Origin of the sequence: Bauldia sp., assembly GCF_020442045.1 — a bacterium.
Lineage (GTDB): Bacteria > Pseudomonadota > Alphaproteobacteria > Rhizobiales > Kaistiaceae > Bauldia.
In genome coordinates this window covers 25,753-41,108 of sequence record NZ_JAGRLA010000068.1, presented here as the reverse complement: position 1 = coordinate 41,108, position 15,356 = coordinate 25,753, and the positions used below count along the sequence as shown (strand labels likewise).

The following is a 15,356-nucleotide window of genomic DNA, read 5'->3' as shown; positions in this document are numbered from 1 at the left end:
TCGGGCCTTCATGACGCCGGCGCCGAGCGTCACGACCGTCAATGCGACGAGGACCCGGAAAAGGCCGAGGCGTGTCCGGGCGGTCCAGCTCGCAACGCCGAGAAGAAGCGAGACGACCGCCAAGGCCGCGAGCGATGGCTCGGCAGGCAGCGCGAAATAGACAAGAATGCCGATGCCGAAGAGGACGGGCAGCCACAGGAATGCCCGCCCTGCCTCCATCTCGCGCTCGAAAGTGGCACCCAGCCAAAGCCGGACGGGATCGAAGGGGAACCAATGCCGGCGACGACCGGCCCAATGGACCGTCCCCGGCCGTTCGGCCGTTGGCGTGCCGCCCTTCCCTTCCGGTCTCAGGTCGCTCATGGCCGGAGGCGCCTCCCCGACCGCCGATGCTACATCAGCGCGTATCGGTAGCGGAATACACCATCAGGCTATTTCCCGGCGACCTTGGCCCAACTGTCGCGGAGACCGACCGTCCGGTTGAAGACCGGATGATCGCTGGTCGAGACGGGGTCGCGGACGAAATAGCCAAGCCTCTCGAACTGCATGGCGTCGTCGCTATTCTCCTGGACGATCGCGGGCTCCAGCCGGCAGTCGACCAGCGTTTGGCGCGAGGCCGGGTTGATCGCGGCCGCGAAGCCGCCGGCCTCCGGCTCCGGATCGGTGAACAGGGGCTCGTAGAGACGGACTTCGGCGCGAACCGAATCCGCGGCGGAGACCCAGTGGATCGTGCCCTTGACCTTGCGGCCGTCCGGCGGCGTGTTGCCGCCCCGCGTCTCGGGATCATAGGTGCAGCGCAGCTCGACGACCTCGCCATCGGCGTCTCTGATCACCTCGCGGCAGGTGACGAAATAGGCATAACGCAGGCGCACCTCGCGTCCGGGCGCCAGGCGGAAGAACTTCTTCGGCGGGTCCTCCATGAAGTCGTCGCGCTCCACGTAGATCTCGCGAGAAAAGGTGACCGGACGGGTCCCCGCGTCCGGATTGGACGGATTGTTGACGGCGTCGAGCTGTTCCGTCTCGCCTTCGGGATAGTTCTCGATCACCACCTTCAGCGGGTTGAGCACCACCATCCGACGCTCCGCGGTGAGGTTGAGCGTCTCGCGGATCGACGCCTCGAGCATCGCCACGTCGACCATGCTGTCGGCACGGGCCACGCCGATCCGCTTCACGAAGTCCCTTATCGCTTCGGGCGGCACGCCGCGGCGCCGGTATCCGGACAGGGTCGGCATGCGTGGGTCGTCCCAGCCGTCGACATGGCCGCCGCGAACCAGCTCCGTCAGCACGCGTTTCGACAGCAGCGTATGGGTCAGGTTCAGTCGCGCGAACTCGTACTGGCGCGGCCGCGACGGCACCGGCAGGTGCTCGATCAACCAGTCGTAAAGCGGCCGGTGATCGGCGAATTCAAGCGTGCAGAGTGAGTGCGTCACCCCCTCGATGGCGTCTGACTGGCCATGGGCGAAATCGTAGCTCGGGTAAATGCACCAGTCGGTCCCGGTTCGCGGATGCCTGGCGTGGAGGATACGGTAAAGCACCGGATCCCTCAGGTTGATGTTGCCGGCGGCCATGTCGATCTTGGCGCGCAGCACGCGGGCACCATCCGGGAATTCCCCGGCCCGCATCCGCACGAGCAGGTCGATATTCTCCTCCGCCGTTCGATCCCGCCATGGACTGTTCCGGCCGGGTTCGGTCAGCGTGCCCCGGCTCGCCCGCATCTCTTCCTGGCTCTGGTCGTCGACATAGGCCCTGCCCGCGCGAATCAGGTGGACCGCCCACTCGTACAACTGCTCGAAATAGTCGGAGGCATAGCGGACGCGCGCGCCCCAGTCGAAGCCCAGCCAGCGGACATCCTCGATGATGCCGTCGATAAATTCCTGCTCCTCCTTCGTCGGGTTGGTATCGTCGAAGCGCAGGTTGCACCGCCCGCCGAATTCGGCCGCGACCCCAAAGTTGAGGCAGATCGACTTGGCATGACCGATGTGCAGGTAGCCGTTCGGCTCCGGCGGGAAGCGGGTGACCACGCCTTCAGCGGCACCGGAATCGAGGTCCCGACGGATGATGTCGCGAATGAAATCCTGTCCGGCTTCTGACGGTGCTTCGGTCGATGACATCGGTTGGTTCCTGTTTTCTTCCGAATTCGGCGGCGTCGCCGGCCCGGAGACGGGCTTATGTGCCAAATCCCGTCGCAAAGGCCAAGGACGCGGTTCGAAATCAAGCGCCGAGGCGTGAATTCGCGTTCCCAATTCCCTGACATGGCGCCCGTCGCCTGTGCTAAACGAGCCGGCAAACCGGAAAGGCCCGCCATCTGACCATGACCACACCCGTCGTAACCCGCTTTGCCCCCTCGCCGACCGGCTATCTGCATATCGGCGGCGCCCGCACCGCGCTGTTCAACTGGCTCTACGCGAAGCATACCGGCGGCCGGATGCTGCTGAGGATCGAGGACACCGACCGGGAGCGCTCGACCGATGCCGCGATCACCGCGATTCTCGATGGCATGACCTGGCTCGGCCTCGACTGGTCCGGCGAGCCGGTCCACCAGTTTGCGCGGGCCGGGCGCCATCGCGAGGTCGCAGACGACCTTCTTGCCCGCGGCCTCGCCTACCGCTGTTACGCAACGGCAGAGGAACTGAACGAGATGCGGGCGCTCGCCCGCGCCGAAGGCCGATCGGCGCGCTATGACGGGCGCTGGCGCGATCGCGACCCGTCCGAGGCGCCCGCCGGTGTCGCCCCCTCGATCCGCATCAGGGCGCCGCGGGACGGGGAAACGGTCATCGAGGATCACGTCCAGGGCCGGGTCGCTTTCCCCAATGCCGACCTCGACGACTTCGTCATCCTGCGGTCGGACGGCACCCCGACCTACATGCTGGCCGTCGTCGTCGACGACCACGACATGGGGGTCACCCACATTATCCGTGGCGACGACCATCTGACCAATGCCGGACGCCAGAAGATCCTTTACGACGCGCTCGGCTGGAGCTTGCCCGAGATGGCACATATCCCGCTGATTCACGGCTCCGACGGCGCTAAACTGTCCAAGCGGCACGGTGCGCTCGGCGTCGACGCCTATCGGGCGATGGGCTACCTGCCGGAAGCTCTGAGGAACTACCTCGTCCGGCTCGGCTGGAGTCATGGCGACGACGAGATCATGTCGGCGGAGGAGATGGTCGCGTGGTTTGATTTCGACGGGATCGGACGCGGTGCGGCGCGCTTTGATTTCGCCAAGCTCGAAAGCATCAATGCCCATTACATTCGGGAGATGAGCGACGCGGAGCTCCCGGCGATCCTCCTCGCCGAACTCCCGCATCTCAAGGGCGGCGCGGACTTCGCCGCGAAGCTCGATGACGAGCGCCGCCGGCGCCTCGAAGCGTCCATTCCGCTGCTCAAGGAACGCGCCAAGACGCTGGTCGAGCTGGTCGAGCGGGCAGGTTTCGTCGTGGCGGAGCGCCCTTTGCCACTCGACGAAAAGGCGGAGGATCTGCTCACCGCCGATGCGCGCACTGTCCTTGCCGCGCTTCTGCCGAAGCTGGAAGCATGTTCGATATGGACCACCGAACACCTGGAGCCGGTCGTCAAGGATTTTGCCGAAGGCGCATCGCTCAAGCTGGGCAAGGTTGCGCAACCTTTGCGTGCCTCCCTTACCGGAACGACCACATCACCCGGGATATTCGATGTCCTGGAAATCCTCGGAAAGCCCGAATCCCTTGGCCGGATTGGCGATCAGGCGCGATAGGATCGGTCGATTCCATCTGCCGCATGGACTTGCCGCGCCGCAGCAATATAATCGCCGCCAATTCGATACCACCTCAAAATATGGAGGCTGCCGTGGCCAACGCGAGCGAAATGGAAGCCCCCGCGGCAGCGGAAAAGAACGACAATGCAACTCTGACGATCGGATCGCAAAGCAATGATTTTGCAATCCGCAGCGGCACCCTCGGGCCGGATGTTGTCGATATTTCGACGCTCTATCGGCAGACCGGGCGCTTCACCTATGATCCTGGCTTCACATCCACGGCGTCGTGCGAATCCAGGATCACCTTCATCGACGGCGATGAAGGCATCCTGCTCTACCGCGGCTATCCGATCGACCAGCTCGCGGAGCATGGCGACTTTCTCGAGACCTGCTACCTGCTTCTCTATGGCGAGTTGCCGACGGCGGCGCAGAAGGCCGATTTCGATCATCGCGTGACCTATCACACGATGATCCACGAACAGATGAGCCGCTTTCTGACCGGCTTCCGCCGCGATGCGCATCCGATGGCGATCATGTGCGGGGTGGTCGGCGCGATGTCGGCCTTCTATCACGACTCGACCGATATCTCGGACCCCTACCAGCGCATGGTGGCGTCGCTCCGGATGATCGCCAAGATGCCGACGATTGCCGCGATGGCGTTCAAATATCACGTCGGTCAGCCATTCGTTTATCCGCTGAATTCCCTCGACTACGCGTCGAACTTCCTGCGGATGTGCTTCGCGGTGCCGTGCGAGGACTACAAGGTCAATCCCGTCCTGGCGCGGGCGATGGACCGGATATTCATCCTCCATGCCGACCACGAACAGAACGCCTCGACCTCGACGGTCCGCCTCGCCGGCTCGTCCGGCGCCAACCCCTTCGCCTGCATCGCCGCCGGCATCGCCTGCCTCTGGGGTCCGGCCCATGGCGGCGCCAACGAAGCGGCCCTCAACATGCTGCAGGAGATCGGCACCGCCGACCGGATTCCCGAATTCATCGCCAGGGCCAAGGACAAGGACGACCCGTTCCGGCTGATGGGCTTCGGCCACCGCGTCTACAAGAATTACGATCCGCGCGCCAAGATCATGCAGAAGACCTCGCATGAGGTTCTTGCCGAGCTCGGCATCCAGGACGATCCTCTGCTCGAGGTCGCCATGGAACTCGAGCGGATCGCCCTTACCGACGAGTATTTCATCGAGAAGAAGCTGTATCCGAATATCGACTTCTATTCAGGTATCACGCTGAAAGCACTCGGCTTTCCGACCACGATGTTCACCGTTCTCTTCGCATTGGCGCGCACCGTCGGCTGGATCGCGCAGTGGAAGGAAATGGTCGAGGACCCGTCCCAGAAGATCGGCCGCCCGCGCCAGCTCTACACCGGCGAGGTGCGCCGGGACTACGTGCCCGTTTCCAAGCGGCGCTGAGCCTGGCCGCCCGAGCGGCGCTTTTTCGAACGGATCGCGGTCGGCCCCTTTCGGGCCGTCTCGATGACGATGTCGGCCGCGAGTCCGCTCGGCGTTCCCGATTCGAGCGCCATCAACGCGTCGAGACGGCCGAAGGCGCTGATTTGCGCCTGCCGTTCCGGGGTGTCTCCGAGAAGCCGGCCGAGCGCCGTGGTGAGGTTGCGTGGTGTCGCCTCCCCGTCGAGAAATTCCGGTATCTCGTTGGTGCCGGTGATCAGGTTCGGCAGTACGATCGAGTTGATCCGCGACAACTGCTGCTTGAAGGGCTTGACGATGAAGTCGACCTTGTAGGCGACGACCATCGGCACACCCGAAAGCGCGAGCTCGAGGGTCACCGTGCCGGAAGCGGCAAGCGCAAGACTGGCGCGGCGGAAGGCGGCGTATTTCTCGTCTTCCCCGACCACGATCGTCGGCTTTACCCGCCATTCCGCGGTTCGCGCCCGGATCTCATCGGCAAAGCGCGGCACCGCCGGCAGCAGAACCTCCATCGGGCCATGCTCGGCGACGATGTTCGCCACCGTCTCCCCGAAGGGCTCCATCAGCCGCTTGATCTCGCCATGGCGGCTTCCGGGCAGGACCACGAATACGGGCTTCTCGCCATCGGACAGCGGCCGACGTTCCCCCGGCCCGGGCCTCAACCGGTCGAGACGTTGGGTCAGGGGATGGCCCACATAGGTGCATGTCGGCCCGCCAAGCCGTTCATGGACCTGCTCCTCGAAGGGCAGAATGGCGAGCAGATGGTCGATGAAGCCGGCCATCCAGGGCGCCCGCCCCGGACGCCAGACCCACACTGTCGGCGACACATACTGGACGATTGGAATCGTCGGCGCCCACTTCCGCACACGCCTCGCGACGCCAAGATTGAAGCCAGGACAATCAATGACGACCAGGACATCGGGGTTCGCCGCGGTGACGGCCCTGGCCGTGTTCTGCTGCTTCGCCACGATCCGGTGCAGGTTGGCGATGATCGCGGTGACGCCGTGATAGGCGATCTCGTGCATCGGAAAGAGCGACTTCAGCCCGAGCGCCTCCATCCGGCTGCCGCCGACACCGGCGAAACGGATGTTGTCGCCCAGGCGTTCCTTCATCGCCTCCATCAGGCGCGCGCCGAGATGATCACCGGATTCTTCGCCGGCAACGAGAAATGCCGTGAACGGACGCTCTGTCACTCCACGTCTGCCCTGGATGTTTCGCCGGCTATGAACAAACCCGCCCGGTCCGCGAGCTCAATGACATCGTCGCGGTCGACGATCATCACCCTGCCGGTCTCGACCGCGATCCCCGCGAGACCGGCCTCGGCCGCCGCCCTGACCGTCTTCGGCCCGATCGTCGGCATGTCGACGCGAAGATCCTGCTGCGGCTTGGCGCATTTCGCGAGGACGCCCCGCCGTCCGCTCCATTTCAACCGCCCGGCGCGCCTCAGTGCGCCGACCCGGTCGATCATCCCGTCGGTGCCTTCCGCCGCTTCCATTGCGACGACCCGGCCGTTGATCGCGACCGCCGCCTGGCCGGCGTCGATGACGCCGATCGCCCGCGCGGCGCGCATCGCCCTGGCGATGTCGCGGCCGGCCACGGTGTCCGGCTTGTGACGGCCGAGAGGCCCTTCCGTCGCGACAAGTTCCGGCGCGATCTCGTGCGCGCCGATCACCGTGAATCCAAGCTCGCCCATGATTGTCACGACACCGCTCAGCAGGTCGGCGTCGCCGTTCTTGAGCAGTGCAAGGACCTTGGGGATGACCCGGATCGCACCGAGATCCAGCTTGAACTTGCTGAAATCCGGCCGGATCCTGATATTGCCGATCATCACCAGCTCTTTGACGCCATGGGCGACGAAGACCGACTGCATCCGTCCGATCTGGCCCCATTTGAGGACTTCGTGCGGGTAAGCGGCGATGCCCTCCTCCGCCTCGCCGTCGATGGCGACGATGAAGGGCTTGCGGCCGGCCCGGAGCGCGGCTTCGGCAACGTGAAGCGGCACGGAGCCTCCGCCCGCAACGATCCCGATCGGTTCGCCTTCGGTCACGGCCATGGTCTGTCTATCCCGGCGCCCGGCCCGATCAGTCGCGCGGCATGCAAAGCGGCCGATCGCCGCCGGCGCGGATGAAGTCGACAATCATTATCACAGCCGGGACGTCGGCGTATTTCTCCGCAACCCTGGCGACCCGGTCCTCGCGGGTGCCGCCGCCTTCGAAGACGGCCTTGTAGGCGGCGCGGAGCGCATGGATGGTCGGTCTGTCGAAGCCGCGGCGCTTGAGACCAACAATATTGAGACCGCCGATCTCGGCCCGATCGCCGATGGCGGAAACGAAAGGGATGACGTCCGTGGTTATCCCGGATAGCCCGCCGATGAAGGCGTGGGCGCCGATCCGGCAGCGTTGCTGGATCGCCGACAGGCCGCCGAGGATCGCGTGATTGCCGATCTCGGTATGGCCGCCGAGCGTTGCCGAATTCACCATCACCACCTCGTCCCCGACCACGCAGTCGTGGGCGACATGGCAGCCGATCATCAGAAAGCAGCGGTCGCCGATCGATGTCGTGCCGCGGCCGCGTGCGGTTCCGCGGTGGATCGTCACCTGTTCCCGGATGATGCAATCGGCGCCGATCAGGACCTTGGTCGGCTCGCCGTCATAGCTGGTGTCCTGGGGCGGACCGCCGATCGCGGCATAGGAGTAGATCCTGGTCCGGGCGCCGATCGTCGTGTGGCCATCGATCAGCGCGTGGGACTGGACTTCGACGTTGTCCTCCAGGACCACATCCGGCCCGATGATCGAAAACGGTCCGACGCTGACATTCGCGCCCATGCGGGCGCCGTCCGAAACGATCGCCGTGGGATGGATTTCTGCCATTTCGAGGGGCTACTCGTCCGCTATCAGGGCGCTGATCGTTGCTTGTGCCACCTTGTTGCCGTCGACTATCGCTTCGGCGTTGAATTTCCAGATATTGCTGCGGTTCCTGATCTTCTTGACGTGGTATTCGACCCGGTCGCCGGGCATCACCGGGCGGCGGAACTTCGCCTGGTCGATGGTCATGAAATAGACGACCTTCGGGCTGTCCTGACCGCGCGCGAGAATGCAGATCGCGCCCGCCGTCTGCGCCATGCCCTCGATGAGCAGGACACCCGGCATGATCGGCTGGCCGGGGAAATGACCGGCGAAATAGGGTTCGTTGACAGTGACATTCTTGATTCCGATGGCGGAATTGTCGCCATCGATATCGACGATGCGATCGACCATCAGGAACGGATACCGGTGCGGCAGCAGTTTGTAGATCGTCTGAATGTCGATATCGACAAGCTGGGTCGCGTCATTCGCCATCCGGACCCTCCTTGGTGCTTCCCGGACCGCGCATCACCACGTCGCCCCTGACGATGCGCTGCAGCGTCCGCATCTGCCGGTAGAAGCGATCGATCGGCATCGCCGGATATCCGCCCCAGGTCTCGCCATCCGGAATATTGGAATGCACGGCCGCGGCCGCGGCGATCTTCACGTTGTTGCCTATCGAGACGTGATCCCTGACGCCGGTTCCACCGCCGATCATGACGAAATCCCCCATCACCACACTCCCGGAAATACCCGCATTCCCGGCAATCAGGCAATGGCGCCCGATGACGACGTTGTGACCGATTTGGACCAGATTGTCGATCTTGGTCCCCTCTCCGATCACGGTATCCCGGCTGCTTCCCCGGTCGATCGTCGTGTTTGCCCCTATCTCGACGTCATCCTGGATGATCACCCGCCCGACCTGGGGTATTTTCAGGTGTCCGGCCGCGCCAGGGACGTAGCCAAACCCGTCCTGCCCCACCCGCACGCCCGGATGAAGGACGACGCGGTTGCCGATCAGCGCATGAAGAACGCTGGCGCTTGGTCCAACCGAGCTTTCGCGGCCGATCCTCACGCCCGCGCCAATGATCGAGCCCGCAGCGATCAGGCTGTCGGCACCGACTTCGGCACCTGGACCGACGACCGCGCCGGCTTCGACCGTCACCCCCTTTTCCAGGCGGGCGCTTTCCGCGACATGGGCAGCGGGCGAAACACCCGCCTCCCCGCACACCGGCATGGGACGGAGCGAGTCCGGATAGAAATAGCCGGTCAGAATGGCGAATGCCCTCTCCGGCGACGCGGTGACGAGCACCACGGTCGACGGCGGCGCCAGGAGGACGTCCCGTTCGGTAATGAAGCACGCCGCCGCGCGGGTGGCGCCAAGCGCGTCCGACAGGCTGCGATGCCCCATATAGGTCACGTCATCGGGACCGGCGCGTTCGAGCGTCGCAACGCCACCGACCATCCGATCGGCCTGTGCTGGATCGGCGATGACGGCGCCGGTAATCACGGCAACGCGTTCCAGGGAGATCGGCTGAGCGCGCTGGAAAAAGGCGGGATCCATTATCGTCCGGTCCCGGAATCGGCAAAGGGCCGCCGTTGACCCGGCGACCCCTCAGCCAAATCCGCTTCGATCAAAATGTCCTGCCGGCGCTGAAGCGGAACCACTGTTCCTTGTCGGTCTTGGCCTTGCTGAGCACATAGGCCATGTCCGCCCGCAGTGTGCCGATCGGCGACGCCCACATGACCGACCCACCGACCGACGACCGGATCTGGTTGGCATTGTTGACCGGGCCGGCACCCTTCGGCACATCGACATCGAATTCGTTGCCGGCGTCGGCGAAGAGCGCGCCGCGGAAGCCGAAATCAGGCGAAATACCCGGGAACGGGAACTGAACCTCCGCCGTCGCGACCCAGTAGTTCTTGCCGCCGACATGGGTGCCGGTCGCGATGTCCACCGGGCCATAGCCGTAGCTCTCGAAGCCGCGGATCGTCTCGCCGCCCTTGAAGAAGTTGTCGTAGACGGGAACCTTCTGGCCAAGACCGGTGATATTGCCGCCGGCAACCCGGACGATACCGACAACATCCTTGTCAGGCAGGAGCTGCTGGTAGTAGCGCGCTTCGGCGATCGACTTCATGTAGCTGACGTCGCCGCCGATACCGGCAAAGTCCTGCGCCCCGTTCAGCCAGACGCCTTCACGGGGATCGATATTGCTGTCGAGCGTCGAATAGGTGAGCTCGTAGCCGGCGGAAGAGGTCACGTAGACGCCGTTCGGGAAGTAGGCCGCGGTCTGCTTCTTCGTCTGCGAGATCGTCTTCTGATTGAGCTTGTAGTTCAGGTTGAGGACGAGATCGTCGGTAATCGGCAGTCCAAGCCTCAAGCCGCCCCCGATGATGTCGTTCATGTAGGGACGATAGCTGGACCGATTCTGGATGGTCTTGTACGCGTCCACGCCGGCCGAGATGTTGTAGCCGAGGAAATACGGGTCGGTGAACGAGATGCTGTATTGCTGCTGATCGGCACCGAAGCCGACCGAAATCCGCAACCGCTGGCCACGGCCGAGGAAATTGCGCTCGTCGAGCGAGATTTCCGCGACCAGGCCGTCGGTCGAGATACCGGCGCCGACCGAGAATTCACCCGTCGATTCCTCCTCGACCCGGACGACGAGGATCACCTTGTCCGGCGCCGACCCCGGCTCCGTCTGGATGTCGACGGTCTTGAAATACCCGAGGTCACGGAGCTTCCGTTCCGCGCGATCGACAAGGACGCGATTGTAGGGGTCGCCTTCGGAAAGATCGAACTCGCGACGGATCACATAGTCGCGGGTCTTCGTGTTGCCGAAAATCTCGATCCGCTCGACATAGACGCGGGGTCCCTCGTCGATCAGATACGTGATCGAGATCGTGTGGTTGTCGTAGTCGCGATCGCCGCGCGGGCGGACCTGAACGAAGGAATAGCCGGCGCGGGAGAGCTCAATCGTCAGATCTTCGACCGTCTTCTCCACCTGACGGGAATCGAAGATCCGCCCCGGCTTGGTGCGGACGAAGCGCATCAGCCTGCTCGTATCGACGCCGGGGATGGTCGAGTCGATATTGATCGACGAGTAGCGATAGCGGCCCCCCTCGTCGACCGTGAAGACAACCGAGTAGCGGCTCGACGCCTCGTCATAGTCCCAGTCGACCGAAATCACGCGGAAATCGGCGTAGCCGTGGCTCATGTAGAACCGACGGAGAGCCTCCTGGTCGGCCGCGAGCTTGGCCTCGTTGAACACGTCCTTCCGGTTCAGCATCGTCAGGATGCTGCGCTTGCGCGAGGTGATGACGCTGCGAAGGCGCGACTCGGAAAAGGCGTTATTGCCGACAAAGGATATCCGGCCGATGGCCGTCCGATCGCCCTCGTCGATGATGTAGACGACGTCGACCCGGTTATCGGCAAGATCCGTGACTTCATATGTGACGGTAGCGGTACTGCGGCCCTGGGTCGCGTAGTAGTCCGTCATCCGCTGCACGTCGCCCTGCAGCTTGGCTTCGGTCGCCACACCACGGGGTTTGGTCTGCAACAGGGCATAAAGCTCGTCGTTCTTGACCTTCTTGTTGCCCTTGATGATGACCGAATTGACGACGCGATTTTCCTCGACGACGACGACCAGTGAACTGCCGCTGATCGTGATGTTGACGTCGGAAAACAAGCCCGTCCCGTACAGCGCCTTAACCGATTCATCGATATCCGCGTTGGAAAACGGCTTTCCGGGGACGATCAGCACGTAGCTGCGGACGGTCTCGGCCTCGACGCGCGTATTGCCCTTGACAACGATGCGGGAAACCGTCGCGGCCTCCGCGGCCGTCGGCCCGAAGCCCGATGAGCCGACGCCCCCGAGAGCAACCAGCGAGAGCATCAGGACGAGAGCCACTCTCCGAACTAAAAACATAAATGAATTCATTTGGATAGAAATACCCCGTGCTCCTCGCCCCGAGCCACGGCAAACCCCAGCGAGATTCGCCCTGTCCGGTCGTCCGGCGGCGAGATTTACAGCCTTTTCGAACCCACGCAACCCTGCCCCCACACCCGGCCGCCGAATCTGTCCAAGCGTTGCTCCGATGACACGCATCGAAGCCCGTTTTTACAAGGAACTCAAATGAATAATATCGTTCCAGGTTGCGAAAATCATTAACATCACGACGGCTGCGAAGCCAATCCTGAAGCCCACGTCCTGGGCTTTTTCGCTGAGCGGTCGGCCGCGGATGGCCTCGACGGCGAAATACAGGAGATGCCCCCCGTCCAGCATCGGCACCGGGAAGAGATTGATCAGCCCGATCGAAATCGAGAGGATTGCCGCCAGATTGATCAACGCAACGAATCCGATCGTTGCGACCTGGGCCGATACTTCCGCGACCCGGAGCGGCCCGCCGAGCTGATCGGCCGATTCCCGCCCGACGACGACGGCGAAGAGGTAGGACAGCGTCCGTTCGGTCACGAACCAGGTCTCGGACGCCGCCAGCCCGACCGCCTGGATCGGCGAGTAGGTCTCGACCTTGATGTCGGCGCCGGTGGTATTGCGCTGAATCCCGAGGATTCCGACGCGATGCTTGTTGCCGAAGCGGTCCGTGATCTCCTGGCGTTCCGGCGTCGCCGTCAGGGTGACCCGCTCCTCCCCGCGCTGAACCACGAATGTCAGCGCGACATCTGAACTGATGCTCACAATGCGCTGTAATTGCGAGAAATCCCCAATCGGCTGACCATCGATCTCGACGATGATGTCGCCGGCCTCGAAACCGGCGCGTTCGGCCGGACTGCCGGCCACCACATTGTCGACCCGCGGCGTCGTCACCTGCCTGCCGTAAATCGAGAAAATCGCAGCGAAAATGACGATCGCCAGGATGAAGTTCGCAATCGGGCCGGCCGCGACGATGAAGGCCCGCGCACCGACGCTCTTGGTCGCGAAGGCCCGGCGGCGTTCATCCTCGTCCATTTCGGCGAGCGCCCTGGCGTCGGTCTGGCTCGCCTCGTTCTCGTCGCCGACGAATCGCACATAGCCGCCGAGCGGGACCATCGAGAGCCGCCAGCGCGTTCCCTTGCGATCGTTGAAGCCGACAAGCTCGGGCCCGAACCCCACCGAGAACACCTTGACCCCGACGCCGCATCGGCGCGCGGCCAGGAAATGCCCGAGTTCATGGAAGAACACGACAATCGTCAGGACAAAAAGGAACGGCACGACATAGCCGATCGCCGTCGAACCGAAATTTTCAAGAAAGCCGAGGGCTTCCATGCGCAGATTCTTCCCTAGCGAGATGACTTTTGCTGGTACCGGGCGATCAGCCCGGTCGCGATGCGTCGCCCTTCCTTGTCGAGCGCGAGAGCGTCCTTGATGGTTTCCGGCGTCCGGTCGAGGCCTGCCGAAGCGACTTCGGCAATCGTATCCTCGACCAATCGGGCTATTTCGAGGAAGCCGATATTGCCCGCCAGATAGGCGGCGACCGCGACCTCGTTGGCGGCGTTGAGCGTATTCGTTGCCCAACCGCCGGCATCCAACGCATCCCGCGCCACCCGCAGAGCCGGAAAACGGTCGGTATCGGGCTTCTCGAACGTCAGCTTGCCGACCTTGGCGAGGTCGAGACCGAGACCGGCATCATCGCCGCGCTGCGGCCACGACAGGCAATGCGCAATCGGCATGCGCATGTCCGGAGCGCTCATCGCCGAGATCATCGTCCCGTCCTTGAAGGCGACGATGCCGTGGACGATCGATTGCGGATGGACAAGGACGTCGAGACGGTCGTTTCCGACCCCGAACAGATGATGGGCCTCGATCAGCTCCAGCCCCTTGTTCATCAGGGTGGCCGAATCGACGCTGATCTTCGGGCCCATCGACCAGTTGGGATGCTTGATGGCCTCCTCGGGCGAAGCCGCGGCCATGGCCTGCTTGGTCCAGTCGCGAAACGGGCCGCCGGAGGCCGTCAGGATGATCTTGTCGACGTCGTCGAGATTATTGCTGCCCAAGGCCTGGAAGACCGCATTATGCTCGGAATCGACGGGAAGAATGGTGGATCCGGCCTCCTGGGCCGCCTTCATGAAAAGGTCCCCGGCGCAAACCAGGCATTCCTTGTTGGCCAGCGCGATGTTCGAGCCGGCCTGGATCGCCGCCAGTGTCGGCGAGAGCCCCGCCGCGCCGACGATTCCGGCGACCACGATGTCGACGGGTCGCGACGCGGCCTCCTCTATCCCCTTTTCCCCCGACGCGGCTTCGATTCCGGTGCCGGAAAGCGCTGCCTCGAGAGTGCTCTGGCTGTTGCGGTCGGCGATAACCGCCACCTTGGCCCCAACCTGCTTCGCCACCCGGGCAAGGCTCTCGGCATTGCCGAATGCCGTCACCGCCTCGACCTCGAACGCGCCCGGCCGGTCCGCGATGACGGCGAGCGTGTTGGTGCCGATGGAGCCGGTCGCGCCGAAAATCGAGATACGCTTCACCCGCTCCGGCGGGGTCACCGCGGAAGCGTCTTCCGGAGCCGATGAAACGGGGATGCTCACCACCTGATCAGTCCTCTTGCTGCGTCGATCCCACCACTATGGACCAAGCCCGCCAGAACAGCGACGACGGCCGAGAAGACAAGGCCATCCACCCGATCCATCATACCGCCGTGACCCGGAATGATCGTCCCGGAATCCTTGACCCCGAAGTGACGCTTGACGGAGGATTCGAACAGGTCTCCGCACTGCCCGGCAATCGACAGTGCCAGGGCGACCGGAACCAGGGCGGCAACAATCGGAATGTCAACCGCCCATGCGACCGCAAGGCCGGCGATCACCGCGGCGCCCAGCCCGCCAATTGCGCCCGACCAGGTCTTCCTGGGCGACACCGCGGGCCAGAGCTTCGGCCCGCCGATCGCCCTGCCGGCGAAATAGGCGCCGATATCCGTCGCCCAGACGACCGCGAACAGGAAGCCGATCGCGGCCAGCCCGTCGGCCGAGTCGCGGAGCGCGAGCAGCGACAGCCCGAAGGCCGCGGCATAGACGATGCCGGCCGGGCGCCATGGTCGCGGACCGAGGGCGGCTGCCACGATCGCTATGATGCATCCGACCGCCGCCGCCACCTCGGGATATCCGGCGCCGGCGATGATCATGATCGCGGCGACCGCGCCGGTGAAAGCCAGTGCCGCGCGCTGGGCCCCTTCGGTGATGCCGGTCCATTCAAGGTGGACGATGGCCGAAGCTGCCGCCACCAGGACGGCCGTGACCATCCCGCCCCACCATGCGCCGGCAAGGGCGACCGCGCCCAACACGATCGCCGAGGCGATCCTTGGCAGGAGGTCGGGGGCAACCGTCATCGAACCAGCCGGATGCGCGCCGCG

Annotated in this window: 12 protein-coding genes and 1 pseudogene; 2 read left to right on the top strand and 11 right to left on the bottom strand. The window is 64.1% G+C overall.

The window, feature by feature from the left end:
* Window positions 1-360, bottom strand: a pseudogene (locus KDJ86_RS07950) (hypothetical protein); the annotation flags it as partial.
* 68 nt (window positions 361-428) lie between these two features.
* Window positions 429-2,108: a glutamine--tRNA ligase/YqeY domain fusion protein gene (locus tag KDJ86_RS07945; RefSeq protein WP_291744577.1), complete on the bottom strand. Its 1,680-nt coding sequence runs from the start codon at window positions 2,106-2,108 to the stop codon at window positions 429-431.
* A gap of 200 nt (window positions 2,109-2,308) precedes the next feature.
* Between KDJ86_RS07945 and gltX the strand changes: the two genes are divergently transcribed.
* Both gltX and gltA read left to right on the top strand, forming a co-directional pair.
* Window positions 2,309-3,730: a glutamate--tRNA ligase gene (gltX, locus tag KDJ86_RS07940; protein WP_291744576.1), complete on the top strand. Its 1,422-nt coding sequence runs from the start codon at window positions 2,309-2,311 to the stop codon at window positions 3,728-3,730.
* Window positions 3,731-3,840: 110 nt separating this feature from the next.
* A complete protein-coding gene (gltA, locus tag KDJ86_RS07935) occupies window positions 3,841-5,154 on the top strand; it encodes a citrate synthase (RefSeq protein WP_291744583.1) in 1,314 nt (437 codons plus the stop codon).
* Here gltA and lpxB read toward each other — a convergent pair.
* From lpxB to KDJ86_RS07890, 9 genes are all read right to left on the bottom strand, one after another.
* Window positions 5,127-6,362, bottom strand: coding sequence for a lipid-A-disaccharide synthase (gene lpxB, locus KDJ86_RS07930; protein WP_291744575.1), 1,236 nt, complete (start codon window positions 6,360-6,362; stop codon window positions 5,127-5,129). The two genes, gltA and lpxB, sit on opposite strands and share 28 nt — an antisense overlap.
* Window positions 6,359-7,222, bottom strand: a complete 864-nt coding sequence (locus tag KDJ86_RS07925; RefSeq protein ID WP_291744574.1) for an LpxI family protein — start codon at window positions 7,220-7,222, stop codon at window positions 6,359-6,361. Before KDJ86_RS07925 ends, lpxB begins: the two co-directional genes overlap by 4 nt.
* A gap of 28 nt (window positions 7,223-7,250) precedes the next feature.
* The gene (gene lpxA, locus KDJ86_RS07920; RefSeq protein WP_291744573.1) at window positions 7,251-8,039 is read right to left on the bottom strand and encodes an acyl-ACP--UDP-N-acetylglucosamine O-acyltransferase; all 789 of its coding nucleotides are present in this window, start codon (window positions 8,037-8,039) and stop codon (window positions 7,251-7,253) included.
* A gap of 9 nt (window positions 8,040-8,048) precedes the next feature.
* Window positions 8,049-8,507, bottom strand: coding sequence for a 3-hydroxyacyl-ACP dehydratase FabZ (gene fabZ, locus KDJ86_RS07915; protein ID WP_291744572.1), 459 nt, complete (start codon window positions 8,505-8,507; stop codon window positions 8,049-8,051).
* The gene (lpxD, locus tag KDJ86_RS07910) at window positions 8,497-9,576 is read right to left on the bottom strand and encodes a UDP-3-O-(3-hydroxymyristoyl)glucosamine N-acyltransferase (RefSeq protein WP_367116773.1); all 1,080 of its coding nucleotides are present in this window, start codon (window positions 9,574-9,576) and stop codon (window positions 8,497-8,499) included. The genes fabZ and lpxD overlap by 11 nt, the downstream gene beginning before the upstream one ends.
* Before the next feature lie 70 nt (window positions 9,577-9,646).
* Complete coding sequence (bamA, locus tag KDJ86_RS07905; protein ID WP_291744571.1) at window positions 9,647-11,923, bottom strand: outer membrane protein assembly factor BamA; 2,277 nt, start codon at window positions 11,921-11,923, stop codon at window positions 9,647-9,649.
* A 210-nt stretch (window positions 11,924-12,133) separates the two neighbouring features.
* On the bottom strand, window positions 12,134-13,279 hold the full coding sequence (gene rseP, locus KDJ86_RS07900; protein ID WP_291744581.1) for an RIP metalloprotease RseP: 1,146 nt from the start codon (window positions 13,277-13,279) through the stop codon (window positions 12,134-12,136).
* A gap of 14 nt (window positions 13,280-13,293) precedes the next feature.
* Window positions 13,294-14,538 carry a 1-deoxy-D-xylulose-5-phosphate reductoisomerase gene (gene dxr / locus KDJ86_RS07895; protein ID WP_521085264.1) on the bottom strand — a complete coding sequence of 415 codons (1,245 nt, stop codon included), beginning with the start codon at window positions 14,536-14,538 and terminating at the stop codon, window positions 13,294-13,296.
* The gene (locus KDJ86_RS07890) at window positions 14,532-15,332 is read right to left on the bottom strand and encodes a phosphatidate cytidylyltransferase (protein ID WP_291744570.1); all 801 of its coding nucleotides are present in this window, start codon (window positions 15,330-15,332) and stop codon (window positions 14,532-14,534) included. Before KDJ86_RS07890 ends, dxr begins: the two co-directional genes overlap by 7 nt.
* Window positions 15,333-15,356: the final 24 nt, after the last annotated feature.

What these genes read in the sequence shown, in the direction of transcription:
- KDJ86_RS07945 (WP_291744577.1), bottom strand. Translation starts at nt 2,108, where the DNA reads ATGTCATCGACCGAAGCACCGTCAGAAGCCGGACAGGATTTCATTCGC.
- gltX (WP_291744576.1), top strand. Translation starts at nt 2,309, where the DNA reads ATGACCACACCCGTCGTAACCCGCTTTGCCCCCTCGCCGACCGGCTAT.
- gltA (WP_291744583.1), top strand. Translation starts at nt 3,841, where the DNA reads ATGGAAGCCCCCGCGGCAGCGGAAAAGAACGACAATGCAACTCTGACG.
- KDJ86_RS07925 (WP_291744574.1), bottom strand. Translation starts at nt 7,222, where the DNA reads ATGGCCGTGACCGAAGGCGAACCGATCGGGATCGTTGCGGGCGGAGGC.
- lpxA (WP_291744573.1), bottom strand. Translation starts at nt 8,039, where the DNA reads ATGGCAGAAATCCATCCCACGGCGATCGTTTCGGACGGCGCCCGCATG.
- fabZ (WP_291744572.1), bottom strand. Translation starts at nt 8,507, where the DNA reads ATGGCGAATGACGCGACCCAGCTTGTCGATATCGACATTCAGACGATC.
- lpxD (WP_367116773.1), bottom strand. Translation starts at nt 9,576, where the DNA reads ATGGATCCCGCCTTTTTCCAGCGCGCTCAGCCGATCTCCCTGGAACGC.
- rseP (WP_291744581.1), bottom strand. Translation starts at nt 13,279, where the DNA reads ATGGAAGCCCTCGGCTTTCTTGAAAATTTCGGTTCGACGGCGATCGGC.
- KDJ86_RS07890 (WP_291744570.1), bottom strand. Translation starts at nt 15,332, where the DNA reads ATGACGGTTGCCCCCGACCTCCTGCCAAGGATCGCCTCGGCGATCGTG.